This is a genomic window from Streptomyces sp. NPDC042364, from assembly GCF_056437585.1.
Map to the genome: position 1 here is coordinate 59,935 of NZ_JBWKAJ010000020.1, position 17,224 is coordinate 77,158.

General features: G+C 71.4%; 11 protein-coding genes. 5 read left to right on the forward strand and 6 right to left on the reverse strand.

Annotation, left to right across the window (positions count from 1 at the left end):
• Window positions 1-50: 50 nt before the first annotated feature.
• A complete protein-coding gene (locus tag AC067N_RS30775; protein ID WP_478682170.1) occupies window positions 51-1,034 on the reverse strand; it encodes an aldo/keto reductase in 984 nt (327 codons plus the stop codon).
• 231 nt (window positions 1,035-1,265) lie between these two features.
• Between AC067N_RS30775 and AC067N_RS30780 the strand changes: the two genes are divergently transcribed.
• Window positions 1,266-2,048, forward strand: a complete 783-nt coding sequence (locus AC067N_RS30780) for an alpha/beta fold hydrolase (RefSeq protein ID WP_478682171.1) — start codon at window positions 1,266-1,268, stop codon at window positions 2,046-2,048.
• A gap of 189 nt (window positions 2,049-2,237) precedes the next feature.
• Here the strand turns inward: AC067N_RS30780 and AC067N_RS30785 are convergent, their stop codons facing one another.
• Both AC067N_RS30785 and AC067N_RS30790 read right to left on the reverse strand, forming a co-directional pair.
• The gene (locus AC067N_RS30785) at window positions 2,238-3,125 is read right to left on the reverse strand and encodes a Gfo/Idh/MocA family protein (RefSeq protein ID WP_478682172.1); all 888 of its coding nucleotides are present in this window, start codon (window positions 3,123-3,125) and stop codon (window positions 2,238-2,240) included.
• Between the two features lie 56 nt (window positions 3,126-3,181).
• Entirely contained in the window at window positions 3,182-5,947 is a 2,766-nt protein-coding gene (locus AC067N_RS30790; RefSeq protein WP_478682173.1) for a SpoIIE family protein phosphatase, read from the reverse strand.
• A 326-nt stretch (window positions 5,948-6,273) separates the two neighbouring features.
• Between AC067N_RS30790 and AC067N_RS30795 the strand changes: the two genes are divergently transcribed.
• Together AC067N_RS30795 and AC067N_RS30800 are read left to right on the forward strand one after the other, a co-directional pair.
• On the forward strand, window positions 6,274-8,316 hold the full coding sequence (locus AC067N_RS30795; protein WP_478682174.1) for a DUF1996 domain-containing protein: 2,043 nt from the start codon (window positions 6,274-6,276) through the stop codon (window positions 8,314-8,316).
• A gap of 343 nt (window positions 8,317-8,659) precedes the next feature.
• Window positions 8,660-10,249, forward strand: a complete 1,590-nt coding sequence (locus tag AC067N_RS30800; RefSeq protein ID WP_478682175.1) for a hypothetical protein — start codon at window positions 8,660-8,662, stop codon at window positions 10,247-10,249.
• Between the two features lie 51 nt (window positions 10,250-10,300).
• Here AC067N_RS30800 and AC067N_RS30805 read toward each other — a convergent pair whose 3' ends face one another.
• Entirely contained in the window at window positions 10,301-10,765 is a 465-nt protein-coding gene (locus AC067N_RS30805; RefSeq protein ID WP_478682176.1) for an SRPBCC family protein, read from the reverse strand.
• 92 nt (window positions 10,766-10,857) lie between these two features.
• Here AC067N_RS30805 and AC067N_RS30810 point away from each other — a divergent pair, with 92 nt between their 5' ends.
• Window positions 10,858-11,811, forward strand: a complete 954-nt coding sequence (locus tag AC067N_RS30810; protein ID WP_478682177.1) for a hypothetical protein — start codon at window positions 10,858-10,860, stop codon at window positions 11,809-11,811.
• Window positions 11,812-11,903: 92 nt separating this feature from the next.
• On the opposite strand, the gene AC067N_RS30815 is transcribed toward AC067N_RS30810, so the two are convergent.
• Complete coding sequence (locus tag AC067N_RS30815; RefSeq protein WP_478682178.1) at window positions 11,904-12,269, reverse strand: cupin domain-containing protein; 366 nt, start codon at window positions 12,267-12,269, stop codon at window positions 11,904-11,906.
• A 141-nt stretch (window positions 12,270-12,410) separates the two neighbouring features.
• Here AC067N_RS30815 and AC067N_RS30820 point away from each other — a divergent pair, with 141 nt between their 5' ends.
• On the forward strand, window positions 12,411-14,738 hold the full coding sequence (locus tag AC067N_RS30820; RefSeq protein WP_478682179.1) for an MMPL family transporter: 2,328 nt from the start codon (window positions 12,411-12,413) through the stop codon (window positions 14,736-14,738).
• Window positions 14,739-14,750: 12 nt separating this feature from the next.
• Here the strand turns inward: AC067N_RS30820 and AC067N_RS30825 are convergent, their stop codons facing one another.
• Entirely contained in the window at window positions 14,751-17,024 is a 2,274-nt protein-coding gene (locus AC067N_RS30825) for a M4 family metallopeptidase (RefSeq protein WP_478682180.1), read from the reverse strand.
• Window positions 17,025-17,224: the final 200 nt, after the last annotated feature.

The window sequence follows — 17,224 nt, forward strand, 5'->3', positions numbered from 1 at the left end:
CGCTGCCTCCCGAGCGCCGCGGAACTCCGCTGCGGCCCCGGCCGGGCGACCTACCAGCGGGCCTCGACCTGGTCCTTGATACGACGGTCGTACAGGTCCCGGATCGCGGTGAGCGTCTCCTCGGAGAGCGCCGGCAGCGCGGCGGCGGCCGCGTTGGCCCGCGCCTGCGCGGGAGTGCGAGCGCCCGGGATCACGGTGGTGACCCCCGGCAACTGGATGATCCAGCGCAGCGCGAGCTGGGCCGGGGTGAATCCCTCGGGCGTCAGCCCGGCGAACTCCACCGCGGCCTCGACCCCCCTCTCGTAGTCGACACCCGAGAACGTCTCGCCCTGGTCGAAGGACTCGCCGTGCCGGTTGTACGTGCGGTGGTCGTTCTCGGCGAAGACCGTGTCCTTGGTGTACCTGCCCGACAGCAGCCCCGACGCCAGCGGCACCCGGGCGATGATGCCGACGCCCGCCTTCTCGGCCGCCGGGAGGACCTCCAGGAGCGGCTTCATCCGGAACGGGTTGAGGATGATCTGCACGCTCGCCACGTTCGGCCGGGCGATGGCCGTCAGCGCCTCCGCGCAGGTCTCCACACTGACGCCGTACGCGGCGACGCGCTCCTCCTCGACGAGGGTGTCGAGCGCGTCGAACACCTCGTCGGACGAGTAGACCGGCGTGGGCGGGCAGTGCAGCTGCACCAGGTCCAGACGGTCCACGCCGAGGTTGCGGCGGGAACGGTCGTTCCAGGCGCGGAAGTTGTCGAGGACGTAGTTCTCCGGGATCTGGGCGACACGACGGCCCATCTTCGTCGCGACCAGCACATGGAGGTCCTGCCGGCTGCGCAGGAACGTGGCGATCGTCTGCTCGCTGCGCCCGTCGCCGTAGACGTCGGCGGTGTCGAAGAAGGTCACCCCCGACTCGGCCGCCGCCTCCAGCACCGTCAGGGCTTCCTTGTCGTCGACGTCTCCCCAGTCGGCGCCCAGCTGCCATGTGCCGAGCCCGACCACGGACGCGTGCTGACCCGACCTACCGAATGCGCGTTCTTCCATGCGGTCAGTCTGTCATCCACGGCGGTCCCGAGGGCTGAGCGGGAGCGAGTCCTGTCGCCGGGACGGCGGCCGCACATCACGACCGCCGGCCGGCCGGCACCACGGATCCACTGGACCGCGGTTTCCCCCCGGACGACTCGACCTCGGATTTTCCCCCGCACGACCGTGACGAGGGGCCACGCGGCCGGTTACCGTACCGGGCAGTAACCGGACCGTTTCCAGGAGGCCCCCATGCCGCAGCTCGAAGTCGCCGGAGCGAGCCTGACGTACGACGACGAGGGCCCCCGCGACGGCGACGGGGTACCTCTGGTCCTCATCCACGGCTGGACGGCGAACCGGCACCGCTGGGACCACCAGCTCGCCCACTTCTCCGAGAAGCGCCGGGTGGTCCGGCTCGACCTGCGCGGGCACGGGGAGAGCACCGGCGCGGGGGTGCGCACCATCGCGGAACTGGCCGACGACGTCCTCGCGCTCGTCGACCACCTGGAGATCGAGCGGTTCGTCCTGGTCGGCCACTCCATGGGCGGCATGATCTCCCAGACCATCGCCCTCGCCCACCCCGACCGGGTGGAGCGCATGGTGCTGGTCAACTCCATCGGCCGGATGACCTTCAGCCGCGGCCGGGGCCTGCTCATGGCCGCCTCGACCCGTGTCCCGTTCAAGCTCTTCGTCGCCGCCAACATCCAGCGCGCCTTCGCCCCGGGCTACCCGCGCGAGGAGATCCGCGAGTACATCCGTGCCTCATCGGCCACCCCGCGCGAGGTCGTCATGACCCTGTACGGCGCCATGCGCGCCTTCGACGTCCTGGACCGGCTCGGCGAGATCCGCATCCCCACCCTCCTCGTGCACGGCTACCACGACATCCAGCTGCCGGTCTCCCAGATGCTGCGCATGGCCAAGGCCTACCCGGACGCCGAAGTGCGCATCCTGGACGCCGGCCACGAGCTGCCCGTCGAGAAGCCGGCCGAACTGACCGCCACCCTCGACCGCTTCCTCACCGGCAGCCGCGTCTGACGCCCCGCCTCGCCGCCCGCACCCGCGGACGGCGAGGCGCACCCCGTGAGCGGCCGGGCTCACACCGCCGGACGCGACCGCGAGCGCCCACGCCCCGGCAGACCGCCGAGCGACCGCCACCCCGGTACGGCACCGGCCACGGCCCCGTCCGCGCACGTGAACGCGAACGTGGTCGGTGGGCGGGATTGCTCAGTGGGCCAACTGCCGTTCGGCGGCGGCGAGTACCTCCGTCACGCGCAGACCGAACGCCGCGTCGCACGGATGCGGCCTGCCACCGCGGGCCGCGGCCAGCAGGGCGTCACCGGCCCGCACCAGTGCCGGTACGGCACCCTCCTCGCCCGACGGGGGCAGGACGGACGTACCGGTCCGGCCCCGGAACTCGGCGGCCGCCCCCGAGGCGGCGGGCGGCGCGGAGAGGCTGAGCGTCACCGTGCTCGACGCCCCACCGGTGTGGACGAGCACCAGATGCACCGTGTCCTCGGCGCCGCGCACGGCGGTGACCTCCTCGACGTCCCCGAGCACCGGCAGCAGCACCGACAGGGCGTGCGGGCCGACATCCCACAGGGCACCCTTCTCCCGCCGCCACGGCGACGCCGCGAACGGGCTGTCGCTGTCTCCGTCGAACAGCGATCCCAGCCACTCCGCACGGGCCGTGAACCAGCCGCCGACGGCCGCCTGTTCGGTGATCCACCTCTCGGTCGCCGACTGGAAGCGGGCGGTGAAGAAGACCACCGTGGCCACCCCCGCCCGCTCGACCGCCTCGACGACGGCCCGCCCCTCCGCGACATCGGTGGCGAGCGGCTTGTCGAGCAGCAGATGACAGCCCGCCCTGGCGGCCCGCACCGCGAGCGGCGCCTGGACGGACGGCGGCAGGGCGACGGCGACCGCGTCCACATCGGCGAACAACGCGTCCACGTCCTCGTACACCGGCAGCCCGCCGTGCCGGTCCGCGAGCGCCTTCGCCGCCTCCGGACGCCGGCCCCACACCCCGGAGAGGTCCAGCCCTCCGTGCGCGCTCAGCGCGGGGGCGTAGGCCAGCTCCGCCCAGGGTCCTGTTCCGAGCAGTCCGATGCGCATGCCGTTGTCTCTCCTCGACGCGATGTGATGCGTGCCCCCGGGGGGGCCTCGCTTCCTCAGGACAGGGCCTGTTCGGTCCAGATGGTCTTGCCGGTGGGGGAGTAGCGGGTGCCCCAGCGCTGGGTGAGCTGGGCGATCAGGAAGAGGCCGCGTCCGCCCTCGTCGGTGGTCGCCGCGTACCGCAGATGCGGGGAGGTGTGGCTGCCGTCCGTGACCTCGCAGATCAGATGGCGGTCGTGGATCAGTCGTACGCGGATGGGCCCGCTGCCGTAGCGGATGGCGTTGGTGACCAGTTCACTGAGGATCAGCTCCGTGGTGAACACCAGATCGTCCAGGCCCCACTCGGACAGCGTCCGGGTGGCGTCCGCGCGGCACCGGCCGACGGCCACCGGGTCGGCGGGCACCTCCCACTCGACGACACGGCCGGCGTCCAGCGCCCGCGTACGGGCGACGATCAGCGCGATGTCGTCGCTCGCCCGGCTGGGCGGCAGCGCGTCGAGCACGGCCCGGCACGTGCCCTGCGGCGAGGTGTCGGCCCCGGCCAGCGCGGAACGCAGCAGCTCCAGACCGTCGTCGATGTCCCGGCCCCGGTCCTCGACGAGCCCGTCGGTGTACAGCACCAGCCGGCTGCCCTCGGCCAGGTCCAGTTCGGCCGTCTCGAACGGCAGACCGCCGAGCCCGAGCGGCGGACCGGCCGGTACGTCGGGGAAGTCGACCCGGCCGTCGGGCCCGGCCACCGCGAGCGGCGGGTGACCGGCCCGGGCGACGGTGCAGCCCCGCGACACCGGGTCGTAGATCGCGTACAGACAGGTGGCCCCCGTGATCGGGGCGGAACCGTCGTCCGCCTCGTCCTGGTCGATCCGGCTGACCATCTCGTCGAGCAGCCCGAGGATTTCGTCGGGCGGCAGGTCCAGCGCGGAGAAGTTGTGCACGGCCGTCCGCAGCCGCCCCATGGTGGCCGCCGCGTGCAGGCCGTGACCGACGACGTCGCCCACCACGACCGCGACCCGGCTGCCCGACAGCGGCAGCACGTCGAACCAGTCGCCGCCCACCCCGGCCTGCGCGGGCAGGTACCGGTAGGCGACCTCCAGCGCGCTCTGCTCGGGCAGGCTGCGCGGCAGCAGACTCCGCTGCAACGTCACGGCCATGGTGTGCTCGCGCGTGTAGCGCCGCGCGTTGTCGATGGAGACCGCCGCCCGGGCGACGAGCTCCTCGGCGAGGGCCAGCTCCTCCCGGTCGAACGGCTCCGGCTTCTCCGAGCGCCAGAAGCTGGCGACGCCCATCACCAGGGGGCCCACCCGCAGCGGCACGGCGATGAGCGAGTGGATGCCGTACTCGACCACCTGCGCCGACCGTTCCAGATCCTGGGCCTGCCAGCCCTGTGACCTGCTGAGGTCGGTCTCCAGGATCGAGTGGCCGCGCTCGATGCTGAGGGCCTGCGGGGAGGAGGGGACCAGCTCGATCCTCTCGCCCACCTTGTACAGGGGGGCGTCCTTGCGGATCCCGCTGAACGCCGTGCGGCGCAAGGTGGTGACCGCCTCGGGTTCCTCTCCGCTGAGGGCCGCGGGAGCCAGGTCCACCGTCACGAAGTCCGCGAACCGGGGGACGGCCACCTCGGCCAGCTCCTCGGCGGTACGGGTCACGTCCAGGGTGGTGCCGACGCCCACCCCGGCGTCGTACAGCAGCTTCAGGCGTCCCCGCGCGGACTCCGCCCGGCCGGACAGGGCACGCAGGTCGGTGGAGTCACGGAGCGTGGCGACACTGCCGGACGGCTCGCCCTGGAGGTCGGTGGGCCGTTGGTTGACCGCGAGCAGCCGGTCGCCCACCAGGTGCACCTCGTCGTTGGCGATCCGGCCGGAGGCCAGCAGATCCGCCATGTGCGCCTCGAGCCCCAGGGAGGAGACGTCCTGGCCCTCGGCGTCGGCGGGCAGGTCCAGCAGGCGGTGGGCCTCGTCGTTGGCGAGAAGCAGCCGGCCTCCGCCGCCGACGATCATCACGCCCTCCCGTACGGCGTGCAGCACGGCGTCATGGTGCTCGTACATGCGCGTCATCTCGGACGGGCCGAGGCCATGGGTCTGCCGCAGGAGCCGCTTGCTGACCAGGGCCGTGCCCGCCGTGGCGAGGGCGAGGGCGGCGGCCGCGGCGGCCAGGACGAGCGGTAGCTGCTCCTTGGCGACCCCGCCCACCTTCTCGGTCGTGATCCCGGCCGAGACCAGCCCCACGACCTTTCCGCCCGGGTCCTCGACCGGCACCACGGCCTGGACGAGCGGCCCGAGGGTCCCGGTGATCTCCTCGGTGAAGGATTCGCCCTGCAGCGCCGGTTCGAGGGAGCCGACGAACCGCTTGCCGATGCGGTCCGGCTTCGGGTGGGTGTAGCGGATCCCGTCGGTGCTCATCACGACGATGAAGTCCACCCCGGACTGGGCCCGGGCCGCCTCCGCCCTCGGCTGGAGCACTGCCGTCGGATCTCCGGCGCTCAGCGCCTCCCTGGTGCCCGGGGCGTTGGCGAAGGTCTCGGCGACGGCGAGCGAACGGTTGCGCGCTTCCCTGGTGCTGTCGTGGCGGACCTGGAGGACCAGCGCCACCACGGCCGACACCACCAGCACCAGCACGATCACCACCTGCAGCAGGAACACCTGCCCGGCGACACTGCGCCCGCTCAGCGCCGACCACAGCCCCTTGAGAGACCACCAGCCCGGTTCCTGGTCAGCGGCGGCCGATCCGTGCGGTACCCGCCGGGCGCCGTCGTCCCGGCCCTGCTCGCGCTGACCACGGGGGCGGCGGGTCGACTGAGCACGGGATCGACCCGGGAGACGGACCATGTGCCCATGTCTACACTGCCCCGCGTCCGGAGGCGAGAGGGGGTCACACCCTGTGACAGCCTTGCCCCCGGCCGTACGACCGAGAAGGGTTCCGACGCCGTCCCGAGCGCCTTCGACATGCCGATTCCCATGAGTTTCCTGTGAATCCGCGAGTCGCTTGAACACCCCGCGGTCCGGCTCCGTATAGGGCGGGGGTTTTATATGCCCGGACCGACCGCGACGTTGTAGGAGTCACCGTGGGACGCACCACCAGGCGCAGACGCCCGACAGGAGCACGGCGCGCGACCTCCGCCGCGATAGCGCTGATCTTGGGCGGAGGCGGGCTCGTGGCCGCGAACGTCTACGCGTCGGCCACCGAGGACGGCGGTACCGAGGAGTCGGGCCAGTGGGCCAACTCCGCCGCCGCGACGATCGACTGCCCGGACGTCGGCAGCGAGCTGACGGACGTGCCCGAGGGGGCGCGCGGGGAGGTCGACAACGAACTCGCCACGCTCGACCGGCAGATAGCCGAGGCCTATCAGCGGCTGCAGAACTCCGCGCAGGCCCAGCAGCAGGACGGCGGCTTCGTCGAGAACGCGATCGTGAACCCGCTCAAGGAGAAGCGGGCCGCGACGATCGAGCGCATCGCGATCGCCATCGACCGTGTCGGGGACCGCCCCGAGGGGCTCGACTCCCTCGCCGCCTGCACACTGCGCGAGACAGGCAACGAGAACGGGGGCGACCAGAACGGCGAGGGCCAGGGCCAGGACCAGGGCGACGAGCAAGGCGGGGAGGGCCGGCAGGGCGGGCAGGGCAACGGCGGTCAGGCGGGCAACGGTCCGGTGGCCGCGGACTTCCAGGACATCACCTCCGTCCAGCCGGGCGCCCAGGGCCCGGCCGAGGGACAGAACGCCTCCCGCGGCTCCTTCACCACCGCCTGCGGAGTGAACGCGAACGGCGTGTTCAACTCGGACAACGTCATCGTCGCCCCCGGTGTCAGCAACGGCGCCCACCACTTCCACGACTACGTCGGCAACCAGGCCAACAACGCCTTCGCCGGCGACGAGGACCTCGCGGCCGCCGAGACCAGCTGCGAGAACCAGGACGACAAGTCCTCCTACTTCTGGCCCGTGCTCCGTCTGCAGAACGGCACGGTCGAGCAGGACGCCAACTCGCCGGGCGGCGGCATCGAGGGCAACGTCGGTGAGATCGTGACGCCCAAGGAGGTCACCATGACCTTCGTGGGCAGCCCGCAGGGCGAGGTCACCGAGATGCCGCGCCTGCTGCGCATCATCACCGGTGACGCCAAGGCGTTCGTGAACGGCCCGGCCAACGCCAACGCCTCGTGGAGCTGCACCGGGTTCGAGGACCGGCAGCTGAAGGACAAGTACCCGCTGTGCCCCGACGGCAGCGACGTCGTCCGCACCTTCAAGTTCCAGAGCTGCTGGGACGGCCGCAACATCGACAGCGCCAACCACCGCACGCACGTGGCCTTCGCCGCCGCCGACGGCAGCTGCCCGGGCGGCTTCCGGGCCATTCCGCAGCTCGTCCAGCGCATCGTCTACGACGTCGACGCGCCGAGCCTCGAGGACGGCGGCCGTACGACTCCGCTGTTCGCGGTCGACTCCTTCCCCGAGCAGGTCCACAAGCCGGTCACGGACCACGGCGACTTCATCAACGTCTTCGACGAGGGCCTGATGCGCGCGATGGTCGACTGCATCAACGAGAACCGCGAGTGCGACGCGGCGGACCTCGGCGGCGGCCAGGGCGACGGTGGCGGCCAGGGTAATGACGGCGGCCAGGACAACGGCGACGGCGGCGATCAGGGTGGCGACGCCGGCGGCGACCAGGGCCAGGGCCAGGACGAGGAGCAGCCCGGCGACGACCAGGGCAACGGCGGCGACCAGGGCCAGGGCCAGGGTCAGGACCAGGGCCAGGACCAGCCCGGCAACCAGGACGACCAGAACCAGGACCAGGGCCAAGACCAGAACCAGGACCAGGGCCAAGACCAGAACCAGGACCAGGGCCAAGACCAGGACCAGGGCGAGGACGCTGAAGCGGGCCAGCCCACGGACGACGCCGACGCGCCCAAGCCTCTCGCCTCTCCGAAGGCGACCCAGCGGGAGAAGGCGGCCGGGAAGAGCGACGACAAGGGCGACGACAAGGGCGACGAGGCCGCCGCCGACCAGACCCCGGCGGGGAACATCCCCTCCGCCGCGGGCGCCGGCCAGGACGGTTCCCAGGGGTCGCAGCAATCCACGGGCTCCCAGTCGGCCACCGGTGACCTCGCCGACACCGGCGCCCAGATGTGGCCCGCCGCGCTCGGCGGCGTTCTCGCGCTCGCCGGTGTCGTCCTGCTCCGCCGCGTCCGGCGCGGCGCGATCCGATGAAACCGCGGAGCCGTTGAACCGGCACCCCTCCGCCATCCGGACCCGGTCCGGTGCTTCCGTCAACCTCGCTCGTACGGCCGGGAGTTCATCCCGCACCGGACACCGGACGAGGCGGATCACGGCGGAGGGGCGCGCTGTGCGACGGGCCCTCCCGAGGCTCTCCGGGGGCCCGTCGCACAGCGACCGGGCACGGGAGCGTTCCCCCCGGGCCGTCGCCGCGCCCATGGTCACGAAAGGTCATCGATCTTCCCCGCGCGACCGGAATCGGCTGTCGCACCCTCTGCTTTCAGCCGTACACTGACAATTCGTATGCATGCGGGTGTAGTTGACGGGGGGATCCGACATGTCCGGAGACCAGTACGGGCCATACGGAACGAGAGACCAGGACGGCTGGAGTCACAGCTACGTCGTCCCGCCGATGCCGTCCGCGCCGCCGCCCGGCCCGGCGGACCCTTGGCGCGCCGTCGGCGTGGGCCTGCTCAACCTCAGCGGTCTCGGCCTCGGCTACGCCCTCGTCCGCCGCCCCCTGCTGACGCTGCTGTGCTGGGTGGCCACCGGCATCCTGCTCTTCACGGTGCTGCCGGCCGACCCCGACGGCGTCTCCGGCGCGACCCTGGCCGTCTACGGCCTGTTCCTGGTCCTCACGGCCGTCCACGGGGCCATGGCCGGCCTGCGCAACCGCCTGGTGTGGCCCGCGCAGTCCCCGCTCGCGATCGCGCTGGGCGTGCTGCTCCTCGGCGTACCCGTCGCCGGCTCGCTGCTGTACGAGAGCGCACGTGACGAGGCCACCGAGCAGATGCTCCTGGACCGCCTGGACACCGCCGACGACCTCGTGCGCAAGGCCTCGGGCGAGTCCTTCGGCACCACCCAGTCCGAGTACCGCAGGGCCTTGAGCGCCTACGACGACCTCAGCACCGACCACCCCGACTCGCGGGCGGCCGAGAAGGTCCCGGACCGGCTGAAGACGTTCTACACGACGGTCGGCGCGCCCTACGAGGAGCAGGAGTACTGCGACGCGATCGCGCCGCTTGAGTATCTGCGCACGGTCCCGCAGACCGTGGGCAAGAAGGACCTCGGCTCCCTGTCCACCTGGCCCGACGACCGGCTCGCCACATCCCTGTACGAGTGCGCCTCGGCTACCCTCGCGAGCGGCGCCGGCGACTGGACCGACCACTTCCGCGACCTGCTGGACGAGTTCCCCGACTCGGAGCAGGCGGCGAAGGTCGGGCCCGACGTCAAGGCGGCCGTGGACAAGGCGATCAAGGCCGTGGGCGGCGACGACCCGTGCACCGCCGTACAGCAGCTGGAATCCCTCAGCCTCCAGGTCAAGGGCCTGCCCGGGGAGAAGGCGGGCATCGACAAGGCCCTCGCCGACGACGCCGCCCGGGCCGACCGGTCCGCCTCCACCGGCGTGTACACCTGCGGCGTGGCCCAGTACAAGGACGGCGAGTTCGCCGACGCGGTGACGTCGATGAACGACTTCGTCAAGGCCAACAAGAAGCACAGGAACGCGCCGCGCGCGAAGAAGATCGCGATCGCCGCCGAGATCGCGCAGGAGGTGCCGGCGGCGGGCAAGAAGCTGCCCACGACCCGTACCGGCGGCAGCATCACCGTCACGGTCAAGAACGACAGCCCCGACGAGATCCAGGTCATGTACACCGGCCCGGTGACCGGCACCTTCACCCTGAAGGGCTGCGGCGGCTGCACCAGCTACGACTGGACCCGCACGATCGACCCCAACTTCAAGCCGTGCAGCGGCGGCAAGAACTACCCGCAGCGCACGATCACCCTCCCGGTCGGCACCACGTACTTCCTGCACAAGCCGAAGGGCGGCACGTCCTCCAGCCCCGCCTCGGACACCGCCAAGCTGCAGTCGGGCTACATCTACACCGAGTGCGCCTACGTGACCACGGGCCTCGGCGCCAACTCGTGACGCGACCAGGTCGGCCGGGTGACCGCGACGGGACGGCCGGCAGGGGCGGACTCAGCCCCTGCGGCCCTCCACCCACGCGGCCACGTCGTCGAGGTCCTTCACGACGGCCCTGCGCACCGCACGGGCACCGACCCCGCCCAGCACCTTCGCCAGCAGACCGGCCACGGCACCGGCCGGCACCGCCGTGAACGTCATCCGGACGGTCGTCGCCGCGGGCCCGTCGGCCCGCAGCTCCCACGTGGAGACGTAGTGGGAGCCATGGGACCGGGCCTCCACCACATAGCGCTCGGGCGGCTCGCTCACGGTCACCCCCATCTCCTCGGTGGCGTCCCTGCCGAACATGCGGCGGGTCTCCCGCCACCGCGTGCCCACACCGAACGCCCCGCCGGTGAGGACCTCCACCCCGACGACGCCGCTCAGCATCCGCTCCATTCCGGCGAGGTCCGTGAGGGCCTCCCACACCCGCCCCCGAGAGGCGGCCACCCGCCGCTCCACGACGACACTGCCGCTGGTCATGACTCCCATGAAAGCACCGGGCCCCGACAACCGCCCCAGGACGACGACCGGCGCCCCCGAACCGGAGCAACCCCCGAAATGAGGAGAAGCCGATGACCGACCGCCCCGAGGGTGCCCCGGCCCAGCCCCAGCCGCAGGATCAGCCGTCCGCGACTCCGCCCGGACCGCCCGGACAGCCCGGCCCGGAGCACCAGGCCCCGCCCCAGCCGGCCGCGCAGCAGACACCGACCCAGGCGCAGCTCCCGGCCTCGCCGGGCGCCTACCCGTACCCCAACCCCCAGTCGCCCGCCGGATTCGGCCCCCCGGCCGCCTCCGTCCCCACGCAGCACAACCCCTACGGGCAGCCACAGCCCGGCGGCTACCCGCCCGCCGGCTACCCCGTGGCTCCCCCCGCCCCCGGCTCCGGCGGCGCCGGACGCGCCGTGCTCTGGGCCGTGCTGGGCGCGGTGCTCGCCTCCGCCGCGTGGGCCGGGGGCGTCTTCCTCCTCGGCCGCGACGACGAGGCGGACCTGCGCGGATACGAGGTCAAGTCCGAGCTGTGCCGGGAGGTGGACCACTCCTCCTTCGACGACGAGTACCCGGAGGAGGACTCGAGCCCCGTGAACCAGTCCCTGGAGCACGAGGCCCTGGACCAGAGCTACTGCAGCCTCTCCCTGAAGAAGTCCTCGGCGTCCACGCTCTCCGACGCGTACTTCTCCGTGGAGCTCGAACTGCACAAGAAGACCGACCCGGGCCCCGAGTTCACCGCCCGCTGGGCCGAGTACGACCAGCGCTACGACGACTACGAGGTCGAGAAGATCAGCGGCTTCGGTGACGAGGCGTACCTCGTCACGGAGGACACCACCTCCGGCGACGACAGCAGCGGCAGCCGCTCGGCCACGCTCGCGGTACGCGACGGCTGGGTGACGTACGAGATGAGCTGGAGCGCGTACGCCTCCTCCTACGACGACGACGTCACCCTGCCGGAGGTGGACGAGGTCACGGACTGGCTCAAGACCGACACCACCGCGACGCTGGAGAACCTCAGGGAGATCGACGGCGTGTAGGGCCCGCCGTTCGGATCACGCCCGGGCCGCGGGCAGAGTGGAGGCGGGGGCGCCGACGCCCCCGCCTCCTTTCCCTCTCACCCTCACCCGGGTCAGTCGCCCGCGGCCTTGGCGTAGTCCTGCGCCATCTGCCCGGCGAAGTCGTAGAGCACGCACTGCTCGTCGCCGACGACCCATGCGTCATGGCCCGGCGGGCAGACGAAGACGTCGCCCGGTCCCACCTCGCTCTCACCGCCGTCGTCCATACGGAGGTGCATGCGCCCCTGGACGACGTAGCCGTTGTGGTGGATCTCGCAGCTGTCCGTGCCCGCGATCGGCGCGACCGACTCCGACCAGCGCCAGCCCGGCTCGAAGACACCGACGGCGAAGTCGAGCCCCGTGAGGTGGACCGCTTCGAGGTGGCCCCGCGGGAAGTCCCGCCGTTCGTCCGGCTTCTCGACCGTCTTGATCTCCAGCATGGCGGCTCCTTCCGTTCCGTCCCACCTCCCCATCGTCCGCCTGTCAAGCCGGGGCCGCCATCCGGGGGCCGGTGGTGCAGGAGATGCCGGGGTGACGTGAGGGCCGTCTAATGAGGGTCGGAGATCGTCCCAGGGAGAGCGATGCGCGCAAGGCGTTCCGACGGCAAGGGCGTGGGCACGGGCAGAACCAGTGGTCTGCGGAGACTCGGCGAGTGGTGCGCCCGGCACTTCGTGATCGTCATCGTCGGCTGGCTGGTGGTGCTGGCCGCCCTCCAGGTCCTCAACCGCTCCTTCGGCGGCGACTACTCCGACGACTTCTCCCTCTCCGGGGTGCAGTCCCAGAAAGGCCTGGACGTTCTGCAGCAGCACGACCCCGCGGCCGGCGGCTACAGCAGCCAGGTCGTCGTGCACGACAAGGACAAGCCGCTGACCCAACTCGGCTCCCAGATGTCCGAGACGGTCGACGACCTGCAGAAACTGCCGCATGTGCTGTCGGTGCAGAACCCGCTCACCACGGCCTCGTCGCAGTCGTCCGACCAGTCCGACCAGTCGGGACAGTCCGATCAGGCGAAGCAGCCGGACGTCGGTCCGCTGTCCTCCGACCAGAAGACGGCGTACATCACCATCCGCTTTGACGTACAGCCGTCGACCCTCCAGGACAGCTACCTCGACGGAGTGGACGACTCCGTGCAGCCGCTGCGGTCGGCCGGTGCCGAGGTCGAGTACGGCGGCCCGCTCGGCGAACTGGCCCGGCCCGCCGCCGACGACCGGATGAGCGAACTGATCGGCTTCGGGGTGGCGATCGTCGTCCTGCTGATCGGCTTCGGCAGTGTCATCGCGGCCGGCCTGCCCCTGGTGACCGCGCTGCTCAGCGTGATCGGCGGCCTGGCCTGCCTCGGTCTGCTGGCCGCTGCCTTCACCTTCGCGACCGTCTCCCCGACGCTGGCCACCATGATCGGCATCGGCGTCGGCATCGACTACGCCCTGTTCCTGATCACCCGTCACCGCCAGGCCCTCATGGACGGCGCGGACCCGGTGCACGCCGCCGGCCGGGCCGCCTCCACCAGCGGCCACGCCGTCCTCGTCTCCGGCTGCACGGTGATCGTCGCCCTCGGCGGGCTGTACGCGTCCGGCGTGAGCTTCATCGGCAAACTCGGGCTGGCGGCCGCGACGACCGTCGTCTCCGCGATCGCCGGCGCCCTCACCCTGCTCCCGGCCCTGCTCGGCCTCATCGGCAGACGCATCGACCGGTACCATCTGCGCCGCCCCGTCGCGGAGACCGGCGTCCGGGAGGGCGAGGAGGTCACGGGGACCTGGCACCGCTACGCCCAGCGCGTGGAACACCACCCCTGGCGATTCCTGACGGCCGGCGTCGTGACCGTGGCGATCCTGGCGATCCCCGTCTTCTCCATGCAGCTGGGCCATATCGGGGACGGCGCCGACCCCACCTCCTTCACCGACCGGCGGGCCTACGACCTGATGACCGACGCCTTCGGGCCGGGCTCCAACGGGCCCCTGACCGTCGTCGTCGACCAGACCTCCGTCCCGTCCTCCGACCGGCAGTCCCTGCAGAGCACCGTGCAGAAGGACCTCGACGACGTGAAGGGCGCCTACGCGGTGACGCCGCTGACCCCCACCCAGGACGGGGACGTCCTGGTCGGCACGGTCTACTCCGCGCAGTCCCCGCAGAGCGCCGACACCACGGACCTGGTGAACCGCCTCGTCGACGACACCCTGCCCGCCGCGGTCTCCGGCACCAAGGCCAAGGGCTACGTCACCGGCACCACCGCCTCCCAGGTCGACTTCCGCGACATCGTGGCGAGCCGGCTGGCCGTGATCATCGCCGTGGTCGTCGCCCTCGCCTTCCTGATCATCCTCGCGGTCTTCCGCGGTCCGCTCGTCGCACTGAAGGCGGCGGTCCTCAACATCCTCTCCATCGGGGCCTCGTACGGCGTGGTCGTCGCCGTCTTCCAGTGGGGCTGGGGCGGCCCGGCCCTCGGGGTCAACGGCAAGGTGCCCATCGAGAGCTACGTCCCGATGATGATGTTCGCCATCATCTTCGGCCTCAGCATGGACTACGAGATCTTCCTCCTCTCCCGCGTCCACGAGGCCTGGCAGCGCACCGGTGACGCCCGCGGCGCGGTCGCCCACGCCCTGGAGATCACCGCGCGCGTCATCACCTGCGCCGCCCTCATCATGGTCAGTGTGTTCGCCGCGTTCATCGTGAGCGACAACATCGTGGTGAAGATGCTCGGTCTCGGCCTCGCCGTGAGCGTCCTGATCGACGCGACGGTGGTACGCCTGCTGATGGTCCCCGCGGTGATGACCCTGCTGGGCAGCCACGCCTGGTGGACTCCGCGCCGGCTGGACCGGGTGCTCCCGCACATCGACGCGGAGGGGGGAGACGCCGGAGCGGCCGGCCCCCACCGGGTGGGGACCGACCGCCCGGCCGATTCGTTCACGAAGTGAACTGACGCCTCGTCAGAAGGTCAGCTTCCAGCTGTTGATGTAACCGGTGTCGAGGCTGGCCACGTCCTGGACGCGCAGCTTCCAGGTGCCCGCGGCGGTCTCGGAGGACGCGTCCACCGTGTACATCGCGATCACGTCGTCGGCCGAGTCGGACGACGAGGAGTTCTTCAGCCGGTAGGCGGTGCCGTCCGGGGCGACGAGGTCGATGACCAGGTCACCGCGCCAGGTGTGGACGATGTTCACGTCCACGGTGAGCGGGTTGGACGCGGCCCCCGCCCGGTTGACGTTGATCGGGGACTCGACGGTGGAGTTGTCGGGGATCTGGTAGTCGGCGGTGTTCTCGAAGACCGACTGGTTGCCCTCCTCGTCCACCCGCCAGGCGAAGCTCGCCGTACCGGTCTCGCCGGCCGCGTCCGTCACCGTGACCGTCGGCGTCCAGGTACCGGCCGTGGTCGGGGTGCCCGAGATCCGGCCGTCGGCGGCGTCGACGGACAGCCCGTCGGGCAGACCGGTGGCCGCGTACGACAGGGCGCCGGCGTTGGTGGAGGACGCCTGGACGTCCAGCGTGACGGCCTGGCCGACCAGGGAGTACTGGGCCGCCGGCGGAACGACGGTCACACCGTCGAGGATCCGGGAGCCGACGTTGATCGCGGCCCAGGCATTGGCGGTGTTGTTGTAGGTCACCGAGCCGAGCCCGTACAGGTCGGCGGCGGCCTGGAGAGTGGCGGTGCGGGCGCCCGCGTAGTTGGTCGTGGACGTCATGTACGTGGTGAGCGCCCGGAACCAGATCTTCTCGGCGGCCTCGCGGCCGATCGGCGTCACCGGCAGGTTGTCGTACGTCGGGGAGTCGTAGGACACCCCGTTGACGACCTTGGCGCCGCTGCCCTCGGAGGCCAGGTAGAACCAGTGGTTGGCCGGACCGGAGGAGTAGTGGACGTCGACGGAGCCGAGCGAGGACGACCAGTAGTCGCGCGAGGCGCCGTCCTTGCTGGGCTTGTCCATGTAGCGCAGCGGCGTGCCGTCGCCATTGATGTCGATCTTCTCGCCGACCAGGTAGTCCCCGACGTCCTCGGGGTTGCCGGCGGCGAACTCGACGGCGGCGGCGAAGATGTCGGAGGTCGCCTCGTTCAACCCGCCGGACTCACCGCTGTAGTTGAGATTGGCGGTGACCGAGGTGAGGCCGTGCGTCATCTCGTGCGCGGCCACGTCGATCGAGGTGAGCGGGTTGGCGTTGCCCGACCCGTCGCCGTACGTCATGCAGAAGCAGGCGTCCTGCCAGAACGCGTTGACGTAGTTGTTGCCGTAGTGGACCCGGCTGTACGGGGCGACACCGTCGTTGCGCAGCCCGTTCCTGCCGTGCACGTTCTTGTAGTAGTCCCAGGTCAGCGCCGCGCCGTAGTGCGCGTCCGCGCCCGCCGTCTCCAGGTTGCCGGTGGTTCCGTCGCCCCAGATGTCGTCGGAGCCGCTGAACAGGGTGCCGGTGCCGGAGGAGCCGCGGTTCAGGTTGTACGTGCGGTGGTTGCCCCGGTCGGCGTCGGTCAGTGTGTACGACGAGCCCGACTGGCTGGTGCCGAGGGTGACCGTGCCGCTGTAGCGGGTGTTGCCCGTGCCGGTGTGCACGCCCTCGTACTCGAACAGCTTCTTGCCGGTCTGCGCGTCGGTGATGACGTGCAGCTCGCTCGGGGTGTCGTCGTGCTGGAAGCCGCTCACGACGGTCTCGTAGGCGAGGGTCGGCGTGCCCTTCGCGGCCCAGACGACCTTGCGGACGCTGTCCGCCTCGGTCTTGGCGGACCCCTCTTCCTTGGCCGCCTTGAGCGCCTGCTTCTCCGCCGCGGCCCTGCTGACCTCGGCGCTGAGGTCCGAGACCTTCAGCCGGGGCTTGTAGGACCGGGTCACGCTCTCGACCGCGCCGGACTTCGACGCGTGGACGATCAGATCGCCGCCGAGGACGGGGAGACCGGCGTAGGTGCGCTCGTAGCGGGTGTGCACGGTGCCGTCGGCGTCCTTGACGACGTCCCGGACCCGCAGCTCCTCCTTGCCGCCCAGGTCGAGGCGGTCGGCGGTGCTGTCGGTGGCCTTGTCGGCCTTCCGGATGAGGGTCTCGCGCTGAGCGGGAGTCAGTTTCGCGGGGAGCGATCCGCGGTCGGGCTTCGCGGCCGCGGGACGGGCGGTGCCTTCGCCGCCGTCGTCGCGAGCACTTGCGCCTGGTACCGCCACCGCGAGCATCGCTGCCGCGACGACGAGGGTGGCCATGGCCGTTGTACGTCTGTGGGGGGTGGATCTCACGCGAACTCCTTTGCTGCGGCCGACGTGGTCGAGCGGCCGTACGAAGGACCCGGCGCGCGGATGGGGCACCGGGTGGTGCAGGAAGAGCTGCGATGCGGGTGCGCGTGCTCCGTTGTGAGACGGAGTGGGCACAGAGTGACAGACGTGAGCTGCTTATGTCAGGGGCATATCAAGTCTTTGGCCGGAATCCACTCGATCAT

Excerpts from the sequence above, each read along its gene's own strand:
- AC067N_RS30790 (WP_478682173.1), bottom strand. The coding sequence starts at position 5,947 with ATGGTCCGTCTCCCGGGTCGATCCCGTGCTCAGTCGACCCGCCGCCCC.
- AC067N_RS30785 (WP_478682172.1), bottom strand. The coding sequence starts at position 3,125 with ATGCGCATCGGACTGCTCGGAACAGGACCCTGGGCGGAGCTGGCCTAC.
- AC067N_RS30780 (WP_478682171.1), top strand. The coding sequence starts at position 1,266 with ATGCCGCAGCTCGAAGTCGCCGGAGCGAGCCTGACGTACGACGACGAG.
- AC067N_RS30810 (WP_478682177.1), top strand. The coding sequence starts at position 10,858 with ATGACCGACCGCCCCGAGGGTGCCCCGGCCCAGCCCCAGCCGCAGGAT.
- AC067N_RS30775 (WP_478682170.1), bottom strand. The coding sequence starts at position 1,034 with ATGGAAGAACGCGCATTCGGTAGGTCGGGTCAGCACGCGTCCGTGGTC.
- AC067N_RS30815 (WP_478682178.1), bottom strand. The coding sequence starts at position 12,269 with ATGCTGGAGATCAAGACGGTCGAGAAGCCGGACGAACGGCGGGACTTC.
- AC067N_RS30800 (WP_478682175.1), top strand. The coding sequence starts at position 8,660 with ATGTCCGGAGACCAGTACGGGCCATACGGAACGAGAGACCAGGACGGC.
- AC067N_RS30805 (WP_478682176.1), bottom strand. The coding sequence starts at position 10,765 with ATGACCAGCGGCAGTGTCGTCGTGGAGCGGCGGGTGGCCGCCTCTCGG.
- AC067N_RS30820 (WP_478682179.1), top strand. The coding sequence starts at position 12,411 with ATGCGCGCAAGGCGTTCCGACGGCAAGGGCGTGGGCACGGGCAGAACC.